This is a genomic window from Gemella bergeri ATCC 700627, assembly GCF_000469465.1.
GTDB classification, from domain to species: Bacteria; Bacillota; Bacilli; order Staphylococcales; family Gemellaceae; genus Gemella; species Gemella bergeri.
In genome coordinates, this window is sequence record NZ_KI271813.1 from 36,721 (window position 1) to 61,817 (window position 25,097).

A 25,097-nucleotide genomic window follows, 5' to 3' on the forward strand; every position below is an offset into this window, starting at 1 on the left:
ATAAAAAATATAATATCCCCTAATTTGTCAGATATAGACTATTCACTATAATATAAAATAATAATACAATTTATTAAATAACATATAACATATATAAAATATTATGTAAATTATAAAACATTATTAATTCATATCTTATTAAAAATTTTGAAACAAAATGTAACACATCCATTACTAAAATTATATATTACATTTTATTTTTTATAACACTTTTTATTTAAGTTGAAAAATTATTTTAACTTACTTTAAAATATTTATGATATATTATTTTCAAACTTATACAAGGAGATAATACATGAAAAAATTTTTAAACAGTAAATTAATAACATGGATATTGTTGGGTATCTATTTGATAATATTAACATGGGTTATTTTAGCTAAAATGAATTGGAGTTTTCTAGAAAAAATTAATTTATCATGGATTTCTTCTCCACGTACTTTACTGCATCCGGGTGTGACATGGACTGATATTAATCTTGTACCGTTTGCCGGTACAGCAATGGTTAACGGTCATATTGATTATATTGAACCAATACTAAATGTAATATTTTTTATCCCCTTAGGTATGTTTATCAAAACTCTATATCCTCATAGCGGTATTATTTTAGGCACATTTTATGCTATATTATTAAGTTCAATATATGAGATTTTTCAATATATTTTTGCAATTGGCTATGCCGATATTACAGATATTATTACAAATACAACAGGCGGTCTTATTGGAATATGCCTTACTTCATTAATATCCGGTCTTTTAAAACAACAGTATTCTCGTATTTTATTTAACTGCACTGCACTTATTTGTGAAAGCTACATTATTTATTATATTTATTACATATTATAAAAACAGCTAATGAATATCATTTCCATTAACTGTTTACTAAATTTTTCCCTTTACACACGCTGTTTTGTCGGACGAATAATCACCTCATTCCATGCACTGTCTTCAGGTAAATCAATTGCTTGTTTTATTGACAATGCAACACGTTCTACCGGGATAGCATAAGTATTATAAAAATCTTCAAAACCTGCCTTCATTTCTTTATCCGTTACACTATTTAACAAATTTGTGTGTATTGCTCCGGGAGAAATAACTGTTACCCTAATATTTAATCCGCTTTGTGCCATTTCATCACGTAAACTTTCACTAATTGCTCTAACAGCCCATTTAGAAGCAGAATACACAGCACCACCCGCATGAGCAACATGTCCTGCTACCGATGAAATATTAATAAATTGTCCTGAATTTTTCTTTATCATATATGGCAATGCCGCTCCAATACCATATAATACACCTTTAATATTAATATCAATTGTTTTATCCCAATCCTTGATTAATTTTTTTTGCAACAATGACTGAGGCATAATTCCGGCATTATTTAACCAAACATCAATTTTTCCAAAAGTATCAATTGCTAATTTAGCTAAATTTTCTACTTCATCTACTTTTGTAACATCTGTTACCTGATAAACTGCTTTCCCGCCTAAACTTTCTATCTCACTAACTAACTTTTCCAACAATTCTTTACGACGTGCGGCTAAGACAATTTTATGTCCATCTTTAGCCAAAAATTGTGCCGTCGCTTTTCCTATTCCACTGCTTGCTCCTGTTATTACAATTACTTTACTATTTGACATATTTTAATTCTCCTTTTTGAAATTTGTTACCTCATTTAAGATATTGAGAGCATTTAAACTACGAGGATACCCAATATATGGAATACCGTTAGAAATTACAGAAACTAAAAATTCACGTGTATTCCCTAGTCTTAAGTTTGCTTGAATATGTGCTTTTAATTGATTTTCACAATTACCTTGTGCATACAAAAAGCAAAAGGTTATCAATTCACGTTCTTTATAATTTAAGCCTTTTCTTGTATAATAATCTCCAAAACAATTATCAACAAGCCAATGATTAATATGTTTAACATCATCACTACCTTTATTGGCAAAATTTTTCATCTGCTCTCCAAATATTCCTATTTGTGCTTCCTCTCCTAGTTTACGACGTGTATATTTAGTTGAAATTGTTCTTATTTTTATGCTTATTTTTACACTATTTTCTTCAAAAAATTTATTTGTGATATTAAAAAATCTTAATGTTTTTGCTAACCCTAAATATGCAGTTGCCTGATATAAAATTTCTTTTATTTCTTCGGGTTGTAATATATTTAAAGCTATAGATAACGTGTTTTTATATAAATCTTTTGCTCCACAACCTAAACAAATAGCTATTATTGATAAAAATCTACTTTTTTCATCCAAATCAATATTAGCTTCATGAATAACTTCATTAAAGGCGAAATTGGAAAATAATTCCACAAACTCTTTATCAGTAGTTTCTAAATTAGATAGCATTTGTTCTCTGTAATTATTATTCATAGTAACTTCTCCTAAATTATAATTTATTATATTCACTATCTATCACTTTTTCTAGCCATTCAGCTGTACCTGTTGTTATAGCAACATGGCTGAACCAACTATCTTTTGTTGCACCGTGCCAATGTTTTACGCCGTCTTTTATAACGATAACATCTCCTTTTGTTAATTTTTGTGCAGATTTATTTTCTTCTTGATACCAACCCTCGCCGTCTGTTATCATCAAAATCTGATACCCATCATGATGAATATGCCAATCATTTATACATGCCGGCTCAAACGTAACATTCGCTATTTTAACATCTATATCTTTATCCGATACAAGCATATTTATATAACTTTCTCCTATGAAGAATTCTTTATAATTAATATTTTGAGTACCTAAATTAAACAATGGTTCAAATTTTCCCATTACACTCACCTCTATTCTTTGTTATATTTTTTTAATTTTTTCTCCACTGGAACAACATGAGTTTTATAATTTTTTATTTTATATTCCAAGTGATCTAAATTGTGTTGAATTTCTTCTCTTTTCTCAAGTAATCTATTATATTCTTCTTCCAATAACTCTATTCGTGCAGGTATTGTATAATCACCCTGTCCGAAAAGATTAATATACTCTGCTAATTTTTCAATACTCATTCCCGCATTACGAAAGTGTTTAACAAAATCAATCCAACGAATTTCTTCATCACCAAACTCACGAATACCTTTATCATTACGAGGTATTGGCGGTAAAATACCAATTCTCTCATAATAACGTATTGTATCAGTGCTGACACCACATAATTCACTTGCTTTTTTAATATTCATTATTATTTCCCCTTAATAAATTATAACTCCGCTATATCAAACATATTTTCCTATTGATATTTTTATTATTGCTACATACATCCCCTCGCATCTGTTAATACTACCGTATTCCGTTTATATTTGTATTTTATTGTTAAGTTTACCAACTTAACTGTATTTTTATTATATACCTTAGAGTTCACTCCAAGTCAACAGCATTTTAAGTTTTTTTAATACTGTTAATTATTACAATACAAAATACTAAATTAAAAGGATTGAGTTCCGCTAATTACAGAATTCAATCCTTTATTTCTATCTTAAATTAGAATTATTTTACCAAACTACTTCTCAAGTATTCATCCACCATATCATATGTTGCCTTTATTGAATCAATATGAGTACGTTCATATGAGTGACTGGATTCTATCCCTGCTCCTAACAGAGCATGTTTTACTTCCGCACCTGCTCTCATCGCTGATGAAGCATCACTTCCATAAAATGGATAAATATCCAACTTAAATGGAATATTTTTCTCTTTTGCCAGAGCCACTAAATGCTGACGAAATTCATAATGATATGGTCCGCTTGCATCTTTCACACAGATAGATACGGTGTATTCATCAGTTTGTTGGTCATCACCGATTGCTCCCATATCAACAGCTAAATACTCAACCGCTTCTTTTGGAATGCTGGAGTTAGCACCATGTCCAACTTCTTCAAAACAACTAAACATAAAATGCGTAGTATATGGAAGTTCTATTTTTTCTTCTTTATATTTTCTTAATAAGTCAAGAAGTATTGCAGCACTAACTTTATCATCTAAAAATCTACTTTTCACAAAACCTGTTTCAGTAACTATTGTTCGTGGGTCAAAACTGATAAAATCACCTACTTCTATTCCTAACGCACGTGTTTGTTCAGCATTTTTTACTTTTTCGTCAAGTCTGACTTCCATATTATCTTGAGTTCTCTCTACTGTACCTGCCTCACGATACACATGACAACTTGTTTGATGAACTAAAATTGTTCCACTGACGGTTTTATTATTGCTCGCTATATGAACCAGACAATTTTCACCCTCTATCATATTCCAAGGATAACCGCCTATTTTATCAAGTTTTAAACGACCATCGTATTTTATAGCTCTTACAATGGCCCCTAATGTATCAACATGTGCCGTTATTACACGATGTTTACTGTCATCTTTTCCGCGGACTGTAACATTAACCCCACCTTTATTTGCTTTAGTAACACTATAACCTAGCTGCTCTATCTCATCAGCTAAATAATTCATTACATTTTTTGTGTAACCGGTCGGTGATGGAATACCGGTTAATTCTGTAATATAGTTAATAGTTTTTTTCATGAGTTAATCCCCCTTTAATGTACTCTATAAATGATTATACCATACTCTCATATTTTACTAAATATTTAATTTCAATAATTTATCATTATACTTAAGATACAAAATATTAATCTCAATACTTCTCCAAATAACATATTTACAATATTTTTCTTTACTTAAAAAATAATATTTTTTTATTATCAACTATAAATTAAACAGTTCTATTCTAATTTTAATCCTGCTAATTTTTCTTTTAGTGAGTTGTTTTCTAATTTTTCCTGTTTCATATATTTTTTCATATCTACCCTACTTGCCCTATCTTTTTTATTGGATTTAATTCTCTTATCTACTTCCTTTTGTTTTAAAGAATTTCCACATATGCAGCGATAAGTGGCATTTTCTCCATTCCCATATAATGTCATCTTTTTATGACAAATATCACAACGTAAGTTTGTTAAACGACTAATAACCTTACGATTTCGACAATTTCGATTAGAACACTTCAACATATTAGTTCCCTTTTTATTGACTTCAAGCATAAAGTTTCCACATTCTTCACATTTTTTCCCGCTAATATTATCATGTTTAAATTTATCTTCACTTTCCTTTATTTCGGTAATACATTCTTTAGTATATTCTTTAATATTATGTAAAAACTTATCTTTTGATAATTTATTTTTTGCAATATTATCAAGTTCTTTTTCCCATATTGCCGTTAAAGACGGGCTTTTTAATTTTTTAGGAACCAAATTTAGTAATTGTTTTGCCTTATTTGTAGTTTTTATTCTACCATTATCAAGTATTAAATAATCATTGGAGAATAATTTTTCCAATATATCCGCTCTTGTTGCTACAGTACCAATACCATTAGTTTCTTTTAAAATCTTTCTCTCATTCTCATCATCAACAAATTCAAAAGGATTTTCCATTGCATAAATCAAACTGCCTTCAGTATAATAATTAGGCGGTGTTGTTTCTTTTTTTACAAACACTAAATTTTCCAATTTTACGTTTTTTTCATTAATAGTTATTTTTTTATCTAATATTTCATCGCTTGCTAACACTTTATACCCTAAGTTGATAGTTTTTATACCCTTCGTTTGAAATTTTTTCCCCGCTAATCTAAAACTATATGCTATTTCTTCATAGTGATAATCCGGTAGTAGATTTTCTAAAAACCTTCGCACTACCAAGTTATAAATTTTTAATTCCATATCCGTTAATACTATATAGTTTGGCCTTTCTTCTGTTGGTATTATAGCATGGTGATCACTTACTTTTGAATTATTTATTATTTTTTTTGTATTAAAATTTTTTTCTTTTAATATTTTAGAAATTATTTCTTTATAATCTCCACCTATTGCTTTTAATCTATCTGCAATAGTAGATTTCATATCTGTTGTTAGGTATCTGCTATCTGTTCTAGGATAAGTTAAAATTTTATGACGTTCATAAAGATTTTGCATTATATTTAGCGTTTGTTTTGGCGATAAACCAAATAAATTACTGGCTGTTTGTTGAATATCTGTAAGGTTATATAAAGGTTTTGCCGAAGATTTTCTTTCTTTTATTTCCACTTTATCAAAATAAATTGCTTTATTACGGTTTTCTTTCACAAACTGTTCTGCTTTTTCTAAATTAAACTCACTTTCATTACAAGTAAATTTTATACCTTCTACACTACATTCGAAAGTATAGAACTCTCTTGCTTTAAAATTTTTTATTTTTTCTTCTCTTGTTAAAACCATTTGAAGAGTAGGAGTTTGAACACGTCCACAGTTTAATGAAGCGTTATATTTTAAAGTTAATGCCCTTGAAGCGTTGATTCCGACCAACCAATCAGCATTAGCACGTGCCAGCCCTGAATAATATAATCCGAGATAGTCATTACCATTTTTCAAATTCTTAAAACCGTCTTTTATTGCTTTATCAGTAACCGAAGAAATCCAAAGACGTTTTATATTTTTTTTAAAATTAGCTTTTTCTAATATATACCTTGCAACCAATTCTCCTTCACGTCCAGCATCAGTTGCAATAATTACTTCACTTACATCTTTTCTATTTAGTGCATTTTCTATTGTTTTATATTGTTTAAAAGTTTTTTTTATAATTTCTGTTTTCATATGTTTTGGAATCATAGGAAGCTTTTCTAACCCGATATTATTAAATTCTTTATATTTATCCGGTGTTTGAAGTGTTACCAAATGCCCTAAAGCCCAAGTAACAACATATTTATCTCCCTCCAAGCAACCATTTTTGTTATTTTTAGCACCGAGATTTCTGGCAATATCTCGTGCCACTGATGGCTTTTCACACAATACTACACTTTTCATCTATTATCCTCTTTTATAAAATTTATTTTTATTAATTATTACAAACTATATTTAGATACAATAACAATCCCATTTTGTTTTCTATTCTAATTTTTTATAAAACTATTACTATAAAAAGACTATCTTAAAATAATAAGAATAGTGAATTATATTAAATTTAAACATAATCATTCACCAAAAATATTTTCATCATAATGAAAAATATTAAATCCTAATTTTTAAGTTAGTCTCATTTTATCATTGTAATTTCTACACTATAAAAATTTTAACTACTCTGAAATTACTTGATCAAGGGTTGATACTATTCTTGCTCGACCTTTTATTTTGAAATTTTTAATATTATCAAAAATATTCAAAATAATTACCTCGCCTTTATTTAAAATCTCCAAAGATTCTTCGTTGTTTATTTTCTTGGTAATAACTTTAACATTATCCACTTCGGCTCTTATTATTATATAATCAGCTTGTTTCATATTTTCACCTTATTACAGTTTAATTTTATATTGAATATCTTTTACTAAATTGTTATCTTTTAAAAATACCCCTGTTTTTTTACTGGTTACCGTCTTAGAACCTATTTTTTTTATTCCTCTCATAGCCATACACATATGCTCCGCTTCTATAACAACGTAGACGCCTTTAGGTTGTAGTTGTTCTTCCATTGCATTTACTATCATAAGGGTCATATCCTCTTGAATTTGCAAGCGGCGACTCGCACTTTCAACAAGACGTGCTAATTTGCTAAGTCCTGTTATTTTTTTATTTTTAGGAACATATGCTATATGACATACTCCATAAAACGGAAGCATGTGATGTTCACATAGTGAATAAAATTGAATATCTTTCACTAATATCGGTTCATCGTTATCTGATTCAAAAAATGTATTAATTTCTTCTTTGGGATCTACATTCGTCTTTGACAACAATTCTTCGTACATTTTTACACAACGTTTCGGTGTATCAATAAGTCCTTTTCTTGTAGGATCTTCTCCAAAATTTTCTAACAAAGTTTTTATAAGTTCCATTGACTGTTCTTTATTCTTCAAAACCAACCTCCAAATTTTTTATGATAACATTATTTTACCACAAAAACGGCTAATTCTATAGAAAAATATTTTCTGTTCATAAACCGTAAGGTTGCTAATTTGACAAAATAAAAAGCCTAAAATACAAACTATCTTAGACCTTTTTATTTATTTCCTATTATTTTACTGCATCTTTAAGTGCTTTACCAGCTTTGAATGCAGGTACTTTACTAGCTGCAATTTCAATTACTTCATTAGTTTGTGGGTTACGACCTTTACGAGCAGCTCTTTCTCTTACTTCAAAGTTACCAAATCCAATAATTTGAATTTTTTCACCTTTAGCTAGAGTTTCTTCAACTGTTTCTACGAATGCTTCGATAGCTGCAGTTGCTTGTTTTTTTTGTAGTCCTGATTTCTCAGCTACTTTTGAAATTAATTCTGATTTATTCATTAATCCTTTACCTCCGTTTTTGAGTAGCGGTTTCCCGCTTCACTTATTAAATATTACCATATTACCAAGTAATAATCAAGTTTTTATTAAAGAAAAATGGCGAAAAATATGTTTTTGCATGATTTTATTCAATTCGACATCATTTTTTATTTTATTTGTTAATAAATTTTCATTAAATCCCACTTCTTATACCTAAAAAATTATTCAAATCTATTTAATTCTTCACTAGCTACATTTTTCATTAAATTTTTAGCACAATCATTTATTGATAAATCTTCATACAATACTTTATAAATATTCTCCGTTATAGGCATATAAACATTATATTTTTTTGCGAGTTGATAGCAAACTTTTGTAGTTCTAACTCCTTCTGCCACCATATCTAATTTAGCAATTGCTTCTTCTAATGTATATCCCTTGCCAATTAAATACCCACAATTATAATTTCTTGAATGTTTTGAAGTACACGTTACAACTAAATCTCCGATACCTCCAAGTCCTAAGAAAGTCATCTGTTTTGCACCTAGTTTTGTCCCAAGACGTGTTATTTCTATTAAACCACGTGTAAGTAAAGCAGCCTTAGCATTATCTCCTAATTTCATTCCGTCTATTATTCCACAACCAACTGCAATAATATTTTTTAAAGCTCCGCCCACTTCTACACCGATAATATCTTTATTGACATAAATTCTAAAATATTTGTTATGAAAAATTTCTTGAGCTAATTTATTTAATTCATCATTTTTAGAAGCTATAGCCACAACGGTAGGATTTCTTAAAACTAATTCTTCCGCATGTGACGGTCCGCTTAAAACTCCGACACCTTTTAACAAATTACTGTCTATTTCATCTTCTATTACTTCCGACATACGTTTATTAGTATCCATCTCCAAACCTTTTGAAACATGAATAATATACTTTGGAATATTTAAATAAACATTTATTTTTTTCATTGTTTCTCTCATTGCTTTTGTTGGGACTGCTATTACTAATACTTCACCAAACTTTACCGCTTCTTCAAGATTACTAGTGGCAATAACATTTTCAGGTAACTTTATATTTTTTAGATATCGTTTATTAGTGTGTTCAGTATTTATTTCATCCTTTGTTTTCTCATTTCTTGAATACAGTCGAAGTTCATGTCCGTTATCAACTATCGCTTGTGATAATGCTGTCCCCCAGCTTCCAGAACCTATTACTGATATTTTCATATTATTTTCCTCACTAATTTTATTCAATAACTTTTATATTAAATTTATTATATCAGAAAAAATGAAATTAATCACTAACTAAATATGATTATATAATAGGGAAAAAGTTTTTCACTTTTTAGTTTATTTTCTTATTAATAATCTAAATGAATTTAATAACGCTATTACCGTCATTCCTATATCAGAAATTATTGCTTCCCACATCGTTGCAATACCAAATGCACCAAGCGTTAAAAATATAACTTTTACTAATATAATTGCTATAATATTTTGGTAAGCTATATGACGTGTTTTTTTCGCTATATTAATCGCTGTAATAATTTTTGACGGTTTATCTTCCATTAACACTATATCTGAAGTTTCAACGGCAGCATCGCTCCCTAAACTACCCATTGAGACACCTATATCAGCTCGTGCTAAAGTTGGTGTATCATTGATACCATCTCCAATAAACATAACTTTTTTTCCATTATTAATTTTTATTTTTTCAAATATTTCCAACTTATCCTGTGGCAATAATTCAGCATAAACTTCATCTATATTCAACTTTTCTGACACGTTTTCAGCTAATATTTTATTATCTCCGGTTAACATTATTGTTTTTATTTTTTTAGCCTTCAAAGAATCTATGAATTTTTTGGTGTCTGCTTTTATTTTGTCAGCTATAACTATACTACCGATAAATTCATTGTTTTTAGCAATATATACTATTGTGCCTAATGAATTATTTTTTTCAAAGACAATTTTATTTTTAATCATCAACTTATCATTACCAACTAGTATGTTATCACTATTATACGATAACGATACGCCATAACCACTTAACTCTGTATAATCTTTTATTAAATCTTCATTAATTTTTAATGCAGCATAGTTTTTTATTGATACTGCTATTGGGTGATTAGAATAATATTCTCCTGCTACTGCCAATTTTAACAACTCTTCTTTTGTTGTATTTTTTACAGTAATTGCAACTACATTAAAAACTCCTTCGGTTATTGTTCCCGTTTTATCCATTACAACTGTTTCTATTTTTGTCAATAAATCTAAATAATTACTTCCTTTTACTAAAATTCCCTCTTTTGAAGATAACCCTAATCCGCTGAAATAAGTTGTTGGGATAGATACTACCAAAGCACAAGGGCAGGAAATAACCAAAAACATACATGCTCTATACAACCAAGTATCAATATTAAAATCCTCTAAAATTAACAAAGGTATCACAATTAATAACAATGCCCCAATAACAACAAGCGGTGTATAAATTTTTGAAAATTTTGTAATAAATTTTTCCGCCGGAGCTTTTTTGTTCGCTGCCTCCTCTACCAATTTTAATATTTTCATAATAGAAGAATTTTGAAAAGTATTTATTACTTTTACTTCAATAACACCGTGGTAGTTAACATATCCTGCTAAAACTTTATCATTTTCTTTAACATTGCACGGCATTGATTCTCCTGTTAAAAAAGAAGTATCAACATTTGAACTGCCGGAAACAACAATACCGTCTAATGCAATTTTTTCTCCAGCTTTTATTACTATAACATCTCCTATTTTTATATCTTCCGGTTTTACCGAAACTACTCCATTTTCTGTTTTTAAATTAGTAATATCCGGTCTTAATTTTAATAAACTCTTAATTGAATTTCGAGATTGCTCACTTGCATAATCGGCGAATATTTCACCTAATTGATAGAACAACATAACCGCTACCGCTTCTGAATATACTCCTATATAAATTCCACTAATTGTTGCTATCGCCATTAGAAAATTCTCATCAAAAAAATTACCTTTAATAATATTTTTTATTGATTTGTATAAAACATCATATCCTAAAATAAAATATGATAAAAGTAGTAATAATAAATTGTAATTATTATTAATAAATAACTCCGCTGTTATAAATATTAATATCCCCACAACGAATCTCAATACATTATAGGACATTAAAAATTTTATAATATTCCTTTCCTTTTTCATTACAGCCACCTCACTTATTAATTTTTTATTTATGACTAATATGTTCTAAAACATTTTCTAATATTTCATAAACATGTTTATCACTGAGTGAATAAAATACTTCTTTTCCTTCTTTTTCAACTTTTACAATATTCCCCTTTTTTAACTGCTGAAGATGATACGAAGTGTTAGCCACCGTTTCATTTATAATTTCAGCTATATCTTGAACACAAAGCCTCTTTTTCATTATTAAATAAATAATATCAATTCTCCTTTTATCAGCTATTAGATTTAAAAAATTGTATACTTTGTCTCTTTCTTCTAAATTCAAAATAATACACCTCTACATTCAAAATTCTATTTGAATATATTCTACCATATTTTTTTTGAACATTCAAGTTTATTTTTGAATATAGAAATCATTACTATTTAGCATAAATTATTTTATTAATATATCTTTTTTATGAAATATGCTATAATGAAAGAAAATATTTTAGGAGGTTAGATTATGAAATGGTTTGAGATAATTTTAATAGACGGAAATTGCGGATTGATAAATTTAAACAATGTAATTGATATTTGGAAAGATTATGATGCCGAATACGCAACATTATCACAGGTTAATGGAGATGATATAGAAATCCCCGCTTCTGAATATGATAGAATAAAACGTGCTTTAGACTTAAAAGGATATGTTTTAGGAGGATTATAATAATTATGACTCGATTTTTAAAAATTTTTATGACTCTAACCATTATCACTGCTATAGGTTTAGGGATTTTCTACTACATAAATAACAGCTCAAAAGATAATAATTCTGTTGATGATAAAACTAATATTGAAACAACGGTAAAAAACGAAACAAATTCACAAGAAGATGTTGAGGGTACTGTTGTTGCTAAACGTAGTACAGAAAATAATTAAAAGGAGTTTTACAATATGAAAATTGACTTTAAAAAAATATGTGGAGTATTATTAACCGGTGTTCTTATCTTTTCTTCAGTTAACACTTTTACAACTAACATTATTGAAGCAAAAGGCAGCACCGTTAAATCATCTTCTATTAAATCCAGTAGTAAACCACGTACTTCCAGCGATTCTAAAAATAGTAAGCCAAAAGCTAATACTTCAAGTAAACCTACCACTTCCACAAAAAGAAATTTTTCTAAAAGCTCTAAAGGAAGTTACAACCATAATTACAACAGTTATAATAATCAAAATTATAAAAAACAATATACAGATTATCTAAACAATAACTATCGTTCTAGCGGATTTTTCTCCGGCAATAGTATAACAAATATGCTACTTTGGTACACTTTATTCCACCATTCAACAATTCCACACACCAAAGTTCATGCCAGCGATCAACAAAAAGAACTTGTTGATAATGTAAAAGATAGCAAAGTTCCTGTTTATATGTTAGAAATAAAAACAAAAGAAGGAGAAACAAAATACATCTCAGTTACAAAAGAACAATATGATAAAGTAAAAGAAGGAGATAATATTTCTCTTAAATCAGGACATTTAGAAATTAAAAATTAATTAAATATATACAGTAAAGCTATATTGTTAATTGTCTTCATTCAAGTAATTAACAATATAGCTTTATAAATTTTTTCTGTCTAATTTTAATATTGACATTTAGTATTCAATTTTTATGAAAATTCTTTCTAAATTCAATTAATTTCGTTTTCTTGTTAATAATTTAATTGGTGTCCCTTCGAAGTTGAATGAATCTCTTATTCTATTTTCTAAAAATCTCTCATAAGAAAAGTGCATTAATTCCGGATAATTAACAAAAAATACAAATGTCGGTGGGTTAATAGCAACTTGAGAAGCATAAAAAATATTTAGACGTTTTCCTTTATCCATTGGAGTTGGATTCATAGATACTGCATCTACAACAACTTCATTAAGTGTTGAAGACTGAATGCGGCGTTGTCTATTTTTATAAGACTCTTTTATTAATGGAAAAATATTAAACACTCGTTGTTTAGTTTTTGCTGAAACATAAATGATTTTAGCATAATCTAAATATGCAAAGCTATCACGGATTTTTTCATTAAATTCGTTCATAGTTTTATCATCTTTAATTATTGCATCCCATTTATTAACAACAATAATAACACCTTTACCTGATTCATGAGCATATCCTGCTACTCTTTTATCTTGTTCAATTATTCCCTCTTCTGCATTTAAAACTACCAAGACAACATCAGAACGCTCAATAGCTTTTAAAGAACGTAATACTGAATATTTTTCACAATTTTCATATACTTTACCACGTTTTCTTATTCCTGCTGTATCAATTACTACATATTCATCACCATCATGAACAAAATCGGTATCAATTGCGTCACGTGTAGTTCCTGCTATTTCAGAAGCTATAACACGTTCTTTCCCTAAAATAGCATTAATCAAACTTGATTTTCCCACATTTGGTCTTCCTATTAATGAAAATCTGATTTTTTTGTCCTCTATTTCTTCATCAACTACTTTGAAATTTTTACAAACTTCATCAAGTAAATCTCCTATACCCAAACCGTGTGAACCTGAAATCGGGAAAGGTTCTCCAAATCCTAATGAATAAAAATCATAAATCATGTGATTCATGTCATAATTATCAATTTTATTAACAGCAAGTATTACGGGTTTGTCGGTTTTATATAATAACTTGGCTACTTCTTCGTCGTCGGCAGTAACGCCATCACGTCCATTAGTTAAGAAAATAATAACATCCGCCTCATCTATCGCTAGTTCCGCCTGTGCTCTAATTTGTTTTTGAAAAGGTGTGTTTTCCAATTCAATACCACCTGTATCAATCATAAAAAACGAATAATTTAACCATTCTGCTTTTGAGTATATTCTATCACGAGTTACACCCGCAACGTCCTCTACTATCGAAAGACGATCACCTATTATTTTATTAAAAATAGTAGACTTTCCTACATTCGGTCTTCCAATAATGGCTACTGTTGGTTTTGCCATTACACAATTCCTCCTTAACTTTTTATTACAAAATATCTTCCATTCAAAAAATAATAGCAATAGACAAATTTTTAATCTACTGCCATTATTTTTAATCATACTTGTTAAAATTAAAGTTCAATTTCTTTAAATTTATCTGCAACGCTGAATGAAGTATCCTCATCTTTTAAATATGAAGTGTCGAATTCCGACTCTTTTTCTTCTTTAGGTGCAACCGGTTTTTCTATTAAATCTTTAATTGTTAAAGATAATCTCTCATTTTCAAAGTCTACATCTAATACTTTAACACTTACTTTATCACCGGCTTTCAATACATCTGTCACATTATTTACTCTTTCATGCGAAATTTGTGAAATATGTACTAAACCTTCCACATCTTCCATCACTTCAACAAATGCACCAAAATCAGTTGTATTACGAACAATACCTTCCAGTACATCACCTACTTTTATTGTACCACGCGCAACTTCCCATTGTGTCGGTAATAATGCTTTTGCTGATAGAGAAACTTTACCTTTTTCTTTATCAAGTGAAATAATCGCTACTTTTATAACATCACCAACGCTTACTACCTCTGATAATTCATTAAAACGTTTGTGCGATACTTCTGAAATATGTAGTAACCCGTCAATTTCTCCAATATTAACAAATGCACCGAAACTTGCAAGTCTTCTCACTGTTCCTTCTACCACATCGCCCACTTTTAAGTTTTCAAATGCTTCTGCTAATTTTTTAGCTGCTTCCTCTTCTAAAATAGCTTTTCTGTTTAAGATAATTTTATTTTTAGATTTATCCACTTCTTCAATTTTAAAAGTAAATTCTTTTCCAACAAAATCTGATAAATCTCTTTTAAATCTAATATCAATATAAGAACCCGGAATAAACGCACGTAGTCCATCTACTTCAGCCAATAAACCACCTTTAGTTTGTGCAGAAACAGTTGCAGTAACATATTCCCCGTTTTCGAATTTTTCTAATATTTGTTTCCATGATAACTCTATAAGTTTTCTATACTCAGCATTTTCTAAAATTCGATGAGATAAATAAATTACTCCCGGTACATCTTCTTTTCTTTTTTCACGATCGACACGAATACCTGTTACCTGTGCTTCTATTTCATCGCCAACTGATAATACTTCTTCAATATTTTCAAACGGTTTTCTAGTGATCTGATTTCGTAAAATAACGCAGTCATACTGTGCTCCTGCAACATCTACATACACTTTATCTTCATCAATTTTAGATACTGTACCAGTTACTTTATCTCCTTTTTTTAACATTTCTGAACTGTTTAATAATTCCTCAAATGAAGTTGTCATTACTTCTAATCCTCCTGTGCTTACAATACATACTATCCTATATTATACATCAAAACTAAACTATTGTCATTCTTTTTACGTTAATTTTTTAATTCTTTTTTTATTTGTTCAAGAAGTATTTCTTCTTCAGCATCTAATTCATAGGTTTCTAACAAATCCGGCCTTCTTAAATAAGTTCGTTTTAGACTTTCTTTTTTACGATATATTTCTATATTTTTATGATGTCCTGATGTCAATATGTCCGGCACTGACATACCTTTATAATCTTTTGGTCTGGTATATTGCGGATATTCTAATAAACCTGTTGAAAATGAGTCATCTTTATGCGACTCCTCCTTACCTAATACATTCGGTACTAATCTAACTATACTGTCAATCATAGCCATAGCTGCAAATTCTCCACCTGTCAAAATAAAATCGCCAATAGATAGTTCGTCAGTTACTAAATATTCCCTAATTCTTTCATCATATCCTTCGTAATGTCCGCAAATAAATATTAAGTGATCTTCTTTTGATAATTCTTCAGCTTTTTTTTCATTAAATCTTTCTCCTTGTGGACAAAGTAATATTATCCTAGTTTTAGAATGTTTTTTTAAACTTTCTACAGCATTAAATATCGGTTCCGGTTTTAATACCATTCCTTGCCCTCCGCCAAATGGATAATCATCTACCTGATTATGCTTATTACCGGAAAATTTTCGATAATCAACTGTATTTATATTTACTAAATTTTTTTCTCTTGCTTTTCCTAAAATTGAATGATTTAATGAATCAAACATATCCGGAAATAAAGTTAATATATCTATTTTCATTAATCAATTAATCCTTCCATTAATTCGATTTCAATTTTTTTATTTATTACATCAATATTTTTTACTACGTCTTCAATATAAGGTATAAGAAATTCTTTTCCGTTTTCTGCTTTTACTATCCAAACATCATTAGCTCCCGGAGTTAAAATCTCGGATATTTCTCCTAGTTTTTCTCCTTGTTCATCATATACCTCACAACCTATTATTTCATAAAAATAAAATTCATTTTCTTTTAACTCATCAATATTTTCAGAATCAATTTTTATTTGCATATTTTTTAATTTTTCCGCTTCTTCTATTGTGTCAATTCCCTCAAATTTGACTAAAAGTGAATTTTTATGATTTCGATAGTTTTCTACTAAAACCTCCCTAATCACCCGATTACCTTGGGTGATGAGAAGCTCACTTCCTTTTGAAAAACGTCTTTTTTCAAAATCAGTAGAAGAAATAACCTTAACTTCTCCTTTAAGTGAATGAGTATTTACTATTTTTCCTACTTTTAAACGCATTAAAATCTCCTTTAATATTTATTATATCAATGTTAAATAATATTTTTACAATAGCTACCTATGACATAGCTGCCACAACATAATACTATTTTTTTATTTTCTCTCTTATAATAGATGATATATTTTCTACTATAATTATCGCTGTACAAAGTCCAATTAATAATGTTGATATTCTGTTCCAATTCCTATATTCTATATTATTAACCAATAACTGGCCTATTCCGCCTGCTCCAACCATACCAAGTATTGTTGAATTTTTTATATTCATTTCAAATCTATATAAACTAATTGTTACAAATTCCGGTAAATAACCGCTAAAAATTATCTTTATATAACCGGTAAAATTACCCAATCCTATACTTTTTGTTGCTAATAATATATTACTATTTATTCCCTCTAATATTTCACTATACATTTTTGTTACTACCCCTACAGTGTAAATATACAAAGCAAAAAATGAACTAACCGTTCCGGGACCAAAGCCCCTAAAAAATATTAACGCTATAATAATAGGCGGAAATGTCCTTAAAATATTAATAACAACTTTAAAAATTATCGCTTTATATTTTCCAAATAAATTAGTTGATGCCAAATATGAAGTAAATATTGCCGTTAAACTTGCAAGCAAAGTCGCAACAAATGCTATTTCTATACTTGTCAATAATGCAGAGAACATTTTTGAAAAATAAGAAATATCCGGATTAAATAATTCCTTAAATAATACTTTTAATTGACCTATACCTAATATAAATCTCTCTTTCGTTATTGTTAAGAAATTTATTACATAAATTAATGAACCAATTATTACTACCGGTATTAATATTTTTTCTATTTTTTTTCGTAAGAAATACTCTTTTTTTGATAAATTATTTTTATCTTCCATAGTCCTGAAGTAATAACTAATTAAATCTATAATAAAAATCAAAAGTACCAAAATTATAATTATCAACGATACCCTGTCATAACGCAAATGATTTAGTTCAGTCCATAGTCTTTGACCAATTCCGCCTGCCCCGACTAAACCTAAAACACTCGCCCCACGAATACCGGATTCCAATATTAGAAAATAAATTGAAAATATCGCCGGTTTTATATTAGATAACAAAGCTGTTTTATAAATAGCAAATCTTGAAACTCCAAGGCTTTTCATAGCCTCTATATGTTTTATATCCACTTCCTCCGCATATTCTTTTAAGAGCTTAGCTGCGGTCAAAAAACTGATAATATAGATACTTAAAAATCCACTAAAATTCCCGGTGCTAAAAAGACTTACTAATATAGCTGCTACTATCAAAAATGGTATTGTTCTAAAAATTGAGAACACTGCACTTAATATTTTAGGTAATATTTTTATATTAAACAAAATGTTTGTTAACAACGGGAGAATAAGCAAAGCTGTAAACAGTGCTAAAATTGATGAAAATATCGCAATATTCAAAGTTTCTAAAATCGGTTCATAAAGACTACTAAGTATACTTAAATCTAATGGATACATTCTTGACAATAAATTTCCAACTCTGGAAAATCCTAAAGAGAAGCTTTTAGCATCATAATTTAGTATAGAAATAACTATACCGGTCAATAATATTGAGTACAAAATAATACTTTTTATTTTTCTTTTAATGATATAATTCTTTAAGTTCATCATTCGTTACACTTTCTGTATAATTGTAAAATAAAATCTTACCATCTTTTAATCCTAAAATTTTATTGCTATATTTTTTAGCAAGGGTTATATCATGTAGATTTATCAATACTGTTATGTTTTTTTCTTTATTTAATTTTTGAAAATTATCCATTATTACACTAGTATTTTTTTCATCAAGACTGCTCACCGGTTCATCAGCCAATAAAATATTCGGTTCTTGCGCTAAAGCCTTTGCTATGGCTACACGTTGTTTTTGTCCACCGGATAAATATTTTGATTTTTTAAATATTTCTTCATTTAGACCAACCTGCGTTAAATATGTTATTCCTTGTTCATATTCCTTCTTAGTATAGCCGGATACTAATTGAATAAAAGATTTTTTAGCAAGATATGGTGTTAAAACGTTATCTATTGTGTATAAATTATCTAATGTATTATAATCTTGAAATATAAAAGCAATCTTTTGTCTAAATTTTTTTAATTCATTTTTATTAAATTTTGTAATATCATTATTATTTATTATTATTTTTCCACTAGGTACATTTAAGAGATTCAAACACCTAAGGAGTGTTGATTTACCTGCACCGCTTTTGCCAACTATTGCAACAAAATCTCCTTTGTTTATAGAAAAATTCAAATTATCCAAAACTTTCTTTTCTCCATAGCTAAATGATAAATTCTCTATTTTTATTTCTTCGTTAACCAATAAATCACCTCATTTACTTCTCACCATACTAAAATTTAAGATAAAATTTCTTGTTACAATTATAACACTTTCTTAAATAATTTTCAGCATCTATTTGTTATAGTAACATCGCTATTATTACCACTAACAAAAAATATAATACTTTTCATGAATTTTCAACATCAGTTATTAATAATATATTTATCTAATATAAAAAGGAATAACTCTTCGTTACTCCTAAATTACTCTACCTATTGTAATTCTATACTTTAAAGATTTTTTATTTTGAGTTTTTTCCTTTATAATAAACCTTCCATATTTTCTAATGGAAATTATATCGCCTATATTACAAGATTTTTCTCCATTTTTTGTTACAACATGATTTAATTTTATAAAATCTTGCATCAAAAATTCTTTTACTTTACTGCGTGATTTATTGGTTATTTTTGCTACAATACTATCAAGCCTGAATGAAGAACTGACTATTTCAAAATTTTCAAATTTTTTCTCAAACTTAACATCTAGCACACTCACTTTCTTTAATGTTATATTAATCTTTCCGATTTTTGTTAAATTCATTATAACAAAATCTGAAATATTACTATCCACAAAAATATAAAGTGTATTCTCTTCTACAACAATATCTCCAAATCTATTAAAATTTATCCCAAGATTGTGGATAGCACCTAAAACATCTTTATGCCTAATTGTGTTAAATTTATTATTATATGTTGCTTTTAAGCAAGTTATCTCAAAATCAACATTATAATATTCGTTTGCTACCAACTTGGCTTTTTTTCTTTCTAAATTAGTAACTCCACCAAAAAATTCTACTTTTAATTCCGGATAATTATAAATTATTATTTTTTCTAAAATAATTTGCTCAAATTGAGTTAGAAAAAAGGTAACCCTATTTCTATTGTTGGAGAAATCAATTGTTTGTAATAGATTTTCCGCCGTTTCTATTTCTTCTTTTGATGCTGAATATAAAAAATTCAAATTTTTCATAATTCTCCTAAGCAAATATAAATCCTAAAAGTAATCGTCTTAATACATCCAATGCAATAAAAGCTATAATTGGAGAAATATCTAATATTCCAAATGGAGGAATAAGTTTTCTAAAAATTTTCAAGAATGGTTCACAAAATTTTTCCAAAAATTCCACTATAACATTATTTCTAAATTGTGGAAACCACGATGATAATATATATGCCAGTATACAGTATTCATAAAAATTAAATAAATAATTAACGAATCTATATACCCAAAAATATTCTGTTAAACTTATCAATATTAATACTCTCCTTCGTAAAAATCTCCCGATACATCAATACCGTTAGGTACACATAAATAAATATCTTCACCTATGGTTTTTAATTTTGCATTTAGCGCATAAATACCACCTGATACAAAATCCAATAATCTATCAGCTGTTTCTACATCTAGTTTGCTTAAATTAATAATTACAACTTTATTTTTTTTTATATCATCAATAATATCTTTGCTGTCCGCAAATACTAACGGTTCTGTTAATATTACATTATTCATTTTACCGGTTATTGGATTAGATGTCGCTTTATTCACTGAATTCTCCTTTGAAATTCTTTGTTTTGGTTGTTCTTTTTGAATTATTTGTTCTTCCTTTTACATCATCTTCGAAATCTTCTTCGCTTACAAACAGATTATTAAATTTTTTTATCATACTCATAATATCAAACCTCAATTTAGTTATATTTAACTGTATAATTATATCATAATTTTCATTATTTTTAAACCGATATATTCGTTTATAATACACAAAGAACCTTAAAGCTGATTAAAACTATAAGATTCTTTATTTTATTTACTCATAATATTTATTATATCTACTTCGAAGAGTATTTATTAATCTAGTTATTAATACTTTTAAAATTGAATAAATCGGTATTCCTAAAATTGCACCAACTACTCCGAGTATATTAACACCTATTAAAATAACGAAAATAACTGTAAGTGGGTGCATGTCCATACTTTTCCCCATAATATTTGGTGATAAAATATTTCCTTCAACAAATTGCACTATTCCCCAAATAACCAACATTTTTAAAACCATTATACCACTGGTTGAAGCTGCAACCAACATTGCAGGAATTATCGCCATAATAGGCCCTAGATAAGGAACAATACTTAAAAATGCGGCTATCGTTGCCAATGAAAAAGCGTAGTGCAAACCGATAATATTATACCCTATATAAAGCATAACTCCCAAACATAACGAAACTGTCATTTGCCCTTGGATATAAGAACCAACCTTATCATCAATTTCATCTATTGTTTCTGAAATTGATTTTTTCAATCTATTAGGCATAGAATTTATCAAATAAATTTTAAATTTTGAAGCATCTTTTAATAGAAAGAATAACACAAAAGGAAAGGTCATAAGCACCGAAGCAGTTGATGATAATGAAGAAGCAATACTTTGAGCAACATTTGTCACTATTGTTACAGCTTGTGCACTAATTTTCGCAGTATTTAAGTTAGAACTAATATATTCATTTACCGCTTTTACATAAGTATTTTCTGAATTAGTCGCAAGATATCCCCGAACTATTTCTATATATTTCGGTAATGAGTTTACTAAAGCCTGAGTTTGTTCAACGATTATAGGAACTACTCCAATAATTACCACTAAAATTACCAAAACTCCTACAAATATAGCAAGCAAACTGGCGATAAAGCGTGGCATTTTTTTAGAAAAAGCATTTACCAACGGGTTTAATATATAATAAAACGCATAAGCTAAAATAATTGGAGTTGTAATACTTGATACTATGGCTTTTATAGGTGAAAAGATATATGATATTTCAGTATACAAGTATATTGCTATCCCTAACAATATAATTACTATTAAAATGTATAAAATAAATTTTCCACCTAAAAATGCCAATAACCTATCTTCTCTGGAGTTTTCTACTATTTCTTTATTTTTTTTTATTTCTTCTTTAATCTTTTCTTTCATAAAATCCTCCTTCGTTATTTTATTAAATGTAATGACAGTTCATATATTGTCATTATTGCATTATAACCTAAATATCCTATAGCAAACGACATTAGACTAATTAAAATTTTTATTTCCTTTGTACTATTTTTTTTAAATAATTTACCAAAATCTAATTTCAGTAAGCTAAAGTTGCTAACTAAAATCATTATAAATAACAATGTTAATTTTATAAAATTCATATTTTATCCTTTATATCTAATGTCTATTTGAACATATCAAGCCAACCTTTTTTCTTAAATATCCATAACATTCCAATAGCAATTACCAACATAACACCGCAGATAAAAAAGTAGCCATACTTCCATTCCAACTCCGGCATATTTCTAAAGTTCATTCCATAAAGACCAACTATAAATGTCAACGGTAAAAATATTGTTGAAATAACGGTCAACATCATCATAATATTATTAGATCTAAATGAGTTATAAGTCATGTAATTTTCTCTAATATCACTGGCAAGTTCTCGTGTTGCTTCAATAATTTCCGTTTGTTGAACAAGGTCATCATAAATATCGTGAAAATATTTTCTGTCGTTATCGGTCATTTCAACACGGCGTGATACTAAAAATCTATGGAGTAACTCACGCATAGGCAATAAACCACGTCGCAATTTTAACAAGTCACTACGAAGGTCAAAAACCTCGTCCATTATTTTACTACCGGCATTATATGAGTCATATTCTTCAATTTCATCAAGACGATTTTCTATTTTTGCAATAATCGGAATGTATCCTTCTACTATTTCTGATACCAACATATGCATTACATGCAGTGGCGAATATTGTTCACCGCGCTGTAAGATTTTTGGAATAATTTTATTAATATATCGTATATGTGAGAGGTGAAAAGTTACAATATAATTTTTTCCGACAAACATATTTATTGTTTCATAATCATCATCAATATTTTTCAAAACATGAGATACTAAAAAAATTTGTTGTCGTGTTATTTCTATTTTTGGTCGTTGAAGCAATGTCATACAGTCTTCAATCAACAATTCGTGAAACTTAAAAAATGTAGACAATAGGGTTATCTCACTTCGTGTCGGTGTATCAAAATCAACCCAATACCAAGCAATATCTTGATCATTAAGTCTTGACAGTTTGACATCTGTTAAGATATTTCCTTTTTTATCTACTGCTAGTGTTTTTAACATTAGATCTCACCTCTCTTAGATTATTTTCACAACTACAATAATATCATAATTAATGAAATTAGTAAATTTTTATTTAATATTATTTGCAATATGATTCATAATTATTCCGGCAGAAACTGCCACATTTAAACTTTCGGCTTCCCCGGTCATTTTTATTTTTAAAAGATTATTTACCTTTTCCAAGATATTGTTACTAACCCCTGCTCCTTCATTACCAAAAATAACAGCAATTTTCTCTCCTACATCATTAACCTCTTCCAAATATTTATTACCTTTTAAAGAAGTAGCATATAAATCAAATTCTTTCATTTCATCAATAAGATTTTCCAAAACTATATTTTCAAAACAATCAATGTGAAACTGACTTCCTTGTGTACTACGAAGGACTTTTTGCCCGTATAAACTTGTCGTTTCGTCACCCAAAACTACACAATCAAAACTAAAAGCATCTGCTGTTCTTATAATAGTCCCCAAATTCCCAGGATCTTGTACTCTATCCAAAATAAGAACCCTATTATAGCAATTAATATCCAATTCTTTTTTTTCTATACTACATACAGCAATTACCCCTTGAGAAGTCACCGTTTCTCCCAGTAATTTTATAACGTTATCCGCAACTACCACAAATTCTTTTAAATAATTCAATTCTTTTTTATTAAAATTTTCTGAAATTATTATTTCTTCTACAACATTAGCCTTTAATGCTTCTTTTACCAGATGAATTCCTTCTACCAAATACTTATTATATTTTTTTATATTTCTATTTTTTTTTAATTTTTGAAGTTCTTTTATTTTTTTATTATTTCCTGATGTTATCATTATTTTCTCCATAATATTATCAAATTAGATGTCTAGCTTTTACCATTATAATCAATATTGAATAAAATTACAAACTATGATATAATTTTTTTATTAATAATACGTAAAAGGAGTTTATTATGTCACTTTGGATATCAACACTAATAGTACTGTTTGTCATCGGCTTAATTGCATTATTTAATTATCTAAGATTGAACAGAGCTGTTACCAAGCTACCTTATGTTGAATTTAGACAAAATCTTAGAAAAGTTCAATTAGTTGATGTAAGAGAAAAAGAAGATTTTAAATATGCTCATATTAACGGAGCAAGAAATATGCCACTTTCTCAATTCAATTTTTTATATACTTCTCTTAGAAAAGACCAACCTATTTATCTTTGTGATAAAAACGGGACTATGGCACCACGTGCTGCCCTTACACTAAAGAAAAATGGTTATACTAATGTCTTTATGCTAAAAAATGGTCTACAAGATTGGAAAGAAAATCTTAAAACAAAAAGATAACCATAAAACCGGTATTAAACGATACTGGTTTTTTTGTCGTTACAGCAATATACATTCACTGTTTTATATGTTATAATTTTATGTAAAATTAACTATATATTTATATACAAAATATTTTTTGTT

The 25,097-nt window shown here is 28.3% G+C and carries 31 protein-coding genes; 5 read left to right on the forward strand and 26 right to left on the reverse strand.

What is annotated here, in order from left to right:
• The first annotated feature begins 295 nt into the window (after positions 1 to 295).
• Positions 296 to 844, forward strand: a complete 549-nt coding sequence (locus tag HMPREF1983_RS01960; RefSeq protein ID WP_021752607.1) for a VanZ family protein — start codon at positions 296 to 298, stop codon at positions 842 to 844.
• A gap of 50 nt (positions 845 to 894) precedes the next feature.
• Here HMPREF1983_RS01960 and HMPREF1983_RS01965 read toward each other — a convergent pair whose 3' ends face one another.
• From HMPREF1983_RS01965 to HMPREF1983_RS02020, 12 genes are all read right to left on the reverse strand, one after another.
• Positions 895 to 1,638: an SDR family oxidoreductase gene (locus tag HMPREF1983_RS01965; RefSeq protein WP_021752608.1), complete on the reverse strand. Its 744-nt coding sequence runs from the start codon at positions 1,636 to 1,638 to the stop codon at positions 895 to 897.
• Positions 1,639 to 1,641: 3 nt separating this feature from the next.
• Positions 1,642 to 2,382 carry a carboxymuconolactone decarboxylase family protein gene (locus HMPREF1983_RS01970; protein ID WP_040460830.1) on the reverse strand — a complete coding sequence of 247 codons (741 nt, stop codon included), beginning with the start codon at positions 2,380 to 2,382 and terminating at the stop codon, positions 1,642 to 1,644.
• Between the two features lie 16 nt (positions 2,383 to 2,398).
• Positions 2,399 to 2,791 (reverse strand): cupin domain-containing protein, encoded by a 393-nt coding sequence (locus HMPREF1983_RS01975; protein ID WP_040460808.1) that lies wholly within the window; start codon positions 2,789 to 2,791, stop codon positions 2,399 to 2,401.
• 11 nt (positions 2,792 to 2,802) lie between these two features.
• Entirely contained in the window at positions 2,803 to 3,192 is a 390-nt protein-coding gene (locus HMPREF1983_RS01980; protein ID WP_021752611.1) for a MerR family transcriptional regulator, read from the reverse strand.
• A 307-nt stretch (positions 3,193 to 3,499) separates the two neighbouring features.
• On the reverse strand, positions 3,500 to 4,537 hold the full coding sequence (locus tag HMPREF1983_RS01985) for a M42 family metallopeptidase (RefSeq protein WP_021752612.1): 1,038 nt from the start codon (positions 4,535 to 4,537) through the stop codon (positions 3,500 to 3,502).
• Between the two features lie 200 nt (positions 4,538 to 4,737).
• Positions 4,738 to 6,849, reverse strand: coding sequence for a DNA topoisomerase III (locus HMPREF1983_RS01990; protein WP_021752614.1), 2,112 nt, complete (start codon positions 6,847 to 6,849; stop codon positions 4,738 to 4,740).
• Between the two features lie 269 nt (positions 6,850 to 7,118).
• Positions 7,119 to 7,322 carry a trp RNA-binding attenuation protein MtrB gene (gene mtrB / locus HMPREF1983_RS01995; RefSeq protein WP_021752615.1) on the reverse strand — a complete coding sequence of 68 codons (204 nt, stop codon included), beginning with the start codon at positions 7,320 to 7,322 and terminating at the stop codon, positions 7,119 to 7,121.
• A gap of 12 nt (positions 7,323 to 7,334) precedes the next feature.
• Positions 7,335 to 7,895: a GTP cyclohydrolase I FolE gene (gene folE / locus HMPREF1983_RS02000; protein WP_040460810.1), complete on the reverse strand. Its 561-nt coding sequence runs from the start codon at positions 7,893 to 7,895 to the stop codon at positions 7,335 to 7,337.
• Between the two features lie 157 nt (positions 7,896 to 8,052).
• Positions 8,053 to 8,325, reverse strand: coding sequence for an HU family DNA-binding protein (locus tag HMPREF1983_RS02005; RefSeq protein ID WP_003144688.1), 273 nt, complete (start codon positions 8,323 to 8,325; stop codon positions 8,053 to 8,055).
• 200 nt (positions 8,326 to 8,525) lie between these two features.
• Positions 8,526 to 9,536 carry an NAD(P)H-dependent glycerol-3-phosphate dehydrogenase gene (locus HMPREF1983_RS02010; protein ID WP_021752617.1) on the reverse strand — a complete coding sequence of 337 codons (1,011 nt, stop codon included), beginning with the start codon at positions 9,534 to 9,536 and terminating at the stop codon, positions 8,526 to 8,528.
• Between the two features lie 123 nt (positions 9,537 to 9,659).
• Positions 9,660 to 11,516, reverse strand: coding sequence for a heavy metal translocating P-type ATPase (locus HMPREF1983_RS02015; RefSeq protein WP_245576416.1), 1,857 nt, complete (start codon positions 11,514 to 11,516; stop codon positions 9,660 to 9,662).
• 25 nt (positions 11,517 to 11,541) lie between these two features.
• The gene (locus tag HMPREF1983_RS02020; RefSeq protein WP_021752619.1) at positions 11,542 to 11,826 is read right to left on the reverse strand and encodes an ArsR/SmtB family transcription factor; all 285 of its coding nucleotides are present in this window, start codon (positions 11,824 to 11,826) and stop codon (positions 11,542 to 11,544) included.
• 177 nt (positions 11,827 to 12,003) lie between these two features.
• Between HMPREF1983_RS02020 and HMPREF1983_RS02025 the strand changes: the two genes are divergently transcribed.
• From HMPREF1983_RS02025 to HMPREF1983_RS02035, 3 genes are read left to right on the forward strand one after another with little or no spacing between them, the layout of a single operon-like run.
• A complete protein-coding gene (locus HMPREF1983_RS02025) occupies positions 12,004 to 12,207 on the forward strand; it encodes a hypothetical protein (protein ID WP_021752620.1) in 204 nt (67 codons plus the stop codon).
• A 5-nt stretch (positions 12,208 to 12,212) separates the two neighbouring features.
• Positions 12,213 to 12,419, forward strand: coding sequence for a hypothetical protein (locus tag HMPREF1983_RS02030; protein ID WP_021752621.1), 207 nt, complete (start codon positions 12,213 to 12,215; stop codon positions 12,417 to 12,419).
• Between the two features lie 15 nt (positions 12,420 to 12,434).
• On the forward strand, positions 12,435 to 13,037 hold the full coding sequence (locus tag HMPREF1983_RS02035; RefSeq protein WP_021752622.1) for a hypothetical protein: 603 nt from the start codon (positions 12,435 to 12,437) through the stop codon (positions 13,035 to 13,037).
• Positions 13,038 to 13,175: 138 nt separating this feature from the next.
• On the opposite strand, the gene der is transcribed toward HMPREF1983_RS02035, so the two are convergent.
• The 14 genes from der to HMPREF1983_RS02100 form a co-directional block, all read right to left on the reverse strand.
• Positions 13,176 to 14,483 (reverse strand): ribosome biogenesis GTPase Der, encoded by a 1,308-nt coding sequence (der, locus tag HMPREF1983_RS02040; protein WP_040460813.1) that lies wholly within the window; start codon positions 14,481 to 14,483, stop codon positions 13,176 to 13,178.
• A gap of 110 nt (positions 14,484 to 14,593) precedes the next feature.
• A complete protein-coding gene (rpsA, locus tag HMPREF1983_RS02045) occupies positions 14,594 to 15,802 on the reverse strand; it encodes a 30S ribosomal protein S1 (RefSeq protein WP_021752624.1) in 1,209 nt (402 codons plus the stop codon).
• An 80-nt stretch (positions 15,803 to 15,882) separates the two neighbouring features.
• Positions 15,883 to 16,614 (reverse strand): tRNA (guanosine(37)-N1)-methyltransferase TrmD, encoded by a 732-nt coding sequence (gene trmD, locus HMPREF1983_RS02050; RefSeq protein ID WP_021752625.1) that lies wholly within the window; start codon positions 16,612 to 16,614, stop codon positions 15,883 to 15,885.
• Entirely contained in the window at positions 16,614 to 17,123 is a 510-nt protein-coding gene (rimM, locus tag HMPREF1983_RS02055; RefSeq protein ID WP_021752626.1) for a ribosome maturation factor RimM, read from the reverse strand. The genes trmD and rimM overlap by 1 nt, the downstream gene beginning before the upstream one ends.
• Positions 17,124 to 17,208: 85 nt before the next feature.
• A complete protein-coding gene (locus HMPREF1983_RS02060; protein ID WP_021752627.1) occupies positions 17,209 to 18,771 on the reverse strand; it encodes a PhnE/PtxC family ABC transporter permease in 1,563 nt (520 codons plus the stop codon).
• Positions 18,743 to 19,477, reverse strand: coding sequence for a phosphonate ABC transporter ATP-binding protein (gene phnC, locus HMPREF1983_RS02065; RefSeq protein ID WP_021752628.1), 735 nt, complete (start codon positions 19,475 to 19,477; stop codon positions 18,743 to 18,745). The genes HMPREF1983_RS02060 and phnC overlap by 29 nt, the downstream gene beginning before the upstream one ends.
• A gap of 216 nt (positions 19,478 to 19,693) precedes the next feature.
• A complete protein-coding gene (locus HMPREF1983_RS02070) occupies positions 19,694 to 20,464 on the reverse strand; it encodes a YlmH family RNA-binding protein (RefSeq protein WP_021752629.1) in 771 nt (256 codons plus the stop codon).
• Between the two features lie 7 nt (positions 20,465 to 20,471).
• Complete coding sequence (locus HMPREF1983_RS02075) at positions 20,472 to 20,747, reverse strand: YggT family protein (protein ID WP_040460817.1); 276 nt, start codon at positions 20,745 to 20,747, stop codon at positions 20,472 to 20,474.
• A gap of 2 nt (positions 20,748 to 20,749) precedes the next feature.
• Positions 20,750 to 21,040, reverse strand: coding sequence for a cell division protein SepF (locus HMPREF1983_RS02080; RefSeq protein ID WP_021752631.1), 291 nt, complete (start codon positions 21,038 to 21,040; stop codon positions 20,750 to 20,752).
• Positions 21,033 to 21,164 carry a hypothetical protein gene (locus tag HMPREF1983_RS07990; RefSeq protein ID WP_281170862.1) on the reverse strand — a complete coding sequence of 44 codons (132 nt, stop codon included), beginning with the start codon at positions 21,162 to 21,164 and terminating at the stop codon, positions 21,033 to 21,035. Before HMPREF1983_RS07990 ends, HMPREF1983_RS02080 begins: the two co-directional genes overlap by 8 nt.
• Before the next feature lie 135 nt (positions 21,165 to 21,299).
• Positions 21,300 to 22,454, reverse strand: a complete 1,155-nt coding sequence (locus HMPREF1983_RS02085) for an AI-2E family transporter (protein WP_021752633.1) — start codon at positions 22,452 to 22,454, stop codon at positions 21,300 to 21,302.
• 14 nt (positions 22,455 to 22,468) lie between these two features.
• Entirely contained in the window at positions 22,469 to 22,675 is a 207-nt protein-coding gene (locus tag HMPREF1983_RS02090; protein WP_021752634.1) for a DUF1146 family protein, read from the reverse strand.
• 23 nt (positions 22,676 to 22,698) lie between these two features.
• Positions 22,699 to 23,652, reverse strand: a complete 954-nt coding sequence (gene corA / locus HMPREF1983_RS02095) for a magnesium/cobalt transporter CorA (RefSeq protein WP_021752635.1) — start codon at positions 23,650 to 23,652, stop codon at positions 22,699 to 22,701.
• Between the two features lie 69 nt (positions 23,653 to 23,721).
• The gene (locus HMPREF1983_RS02100) at positions 23,722 to 24,471 is read right to left on the reverse strand and encodes a TrmH family RNA methyltransferase (protein WP_040460819.1); all 750 of its coding nucleotides are present in this window, start codon (positions 24,469 to 24,471) and stop codon (positions 23,722 to 23,724) included.
• 119 nt (positions 24,472 to 24,590) lie between these two features.
• Here HMPREF1983_RS02100 and HMPREF1983_RS02105 point away from each other — a divergent pair, with 119 nt between their 5' ends.
• On the forward strand, positions 24,591 to 24,974 hold the full coding sequence (locus tag HMPREF1983_RS02105; RefSeq protein ID WP_021752637.1) for a rhodanese-like domain-containing protein: 384 nt from the start codon (positions 24,591 to 24,593) through the stop codon (positions 24,972 to 24,974).
• Positions 24,975 to 25,097 lie beyond the last annotated feature (123 nt).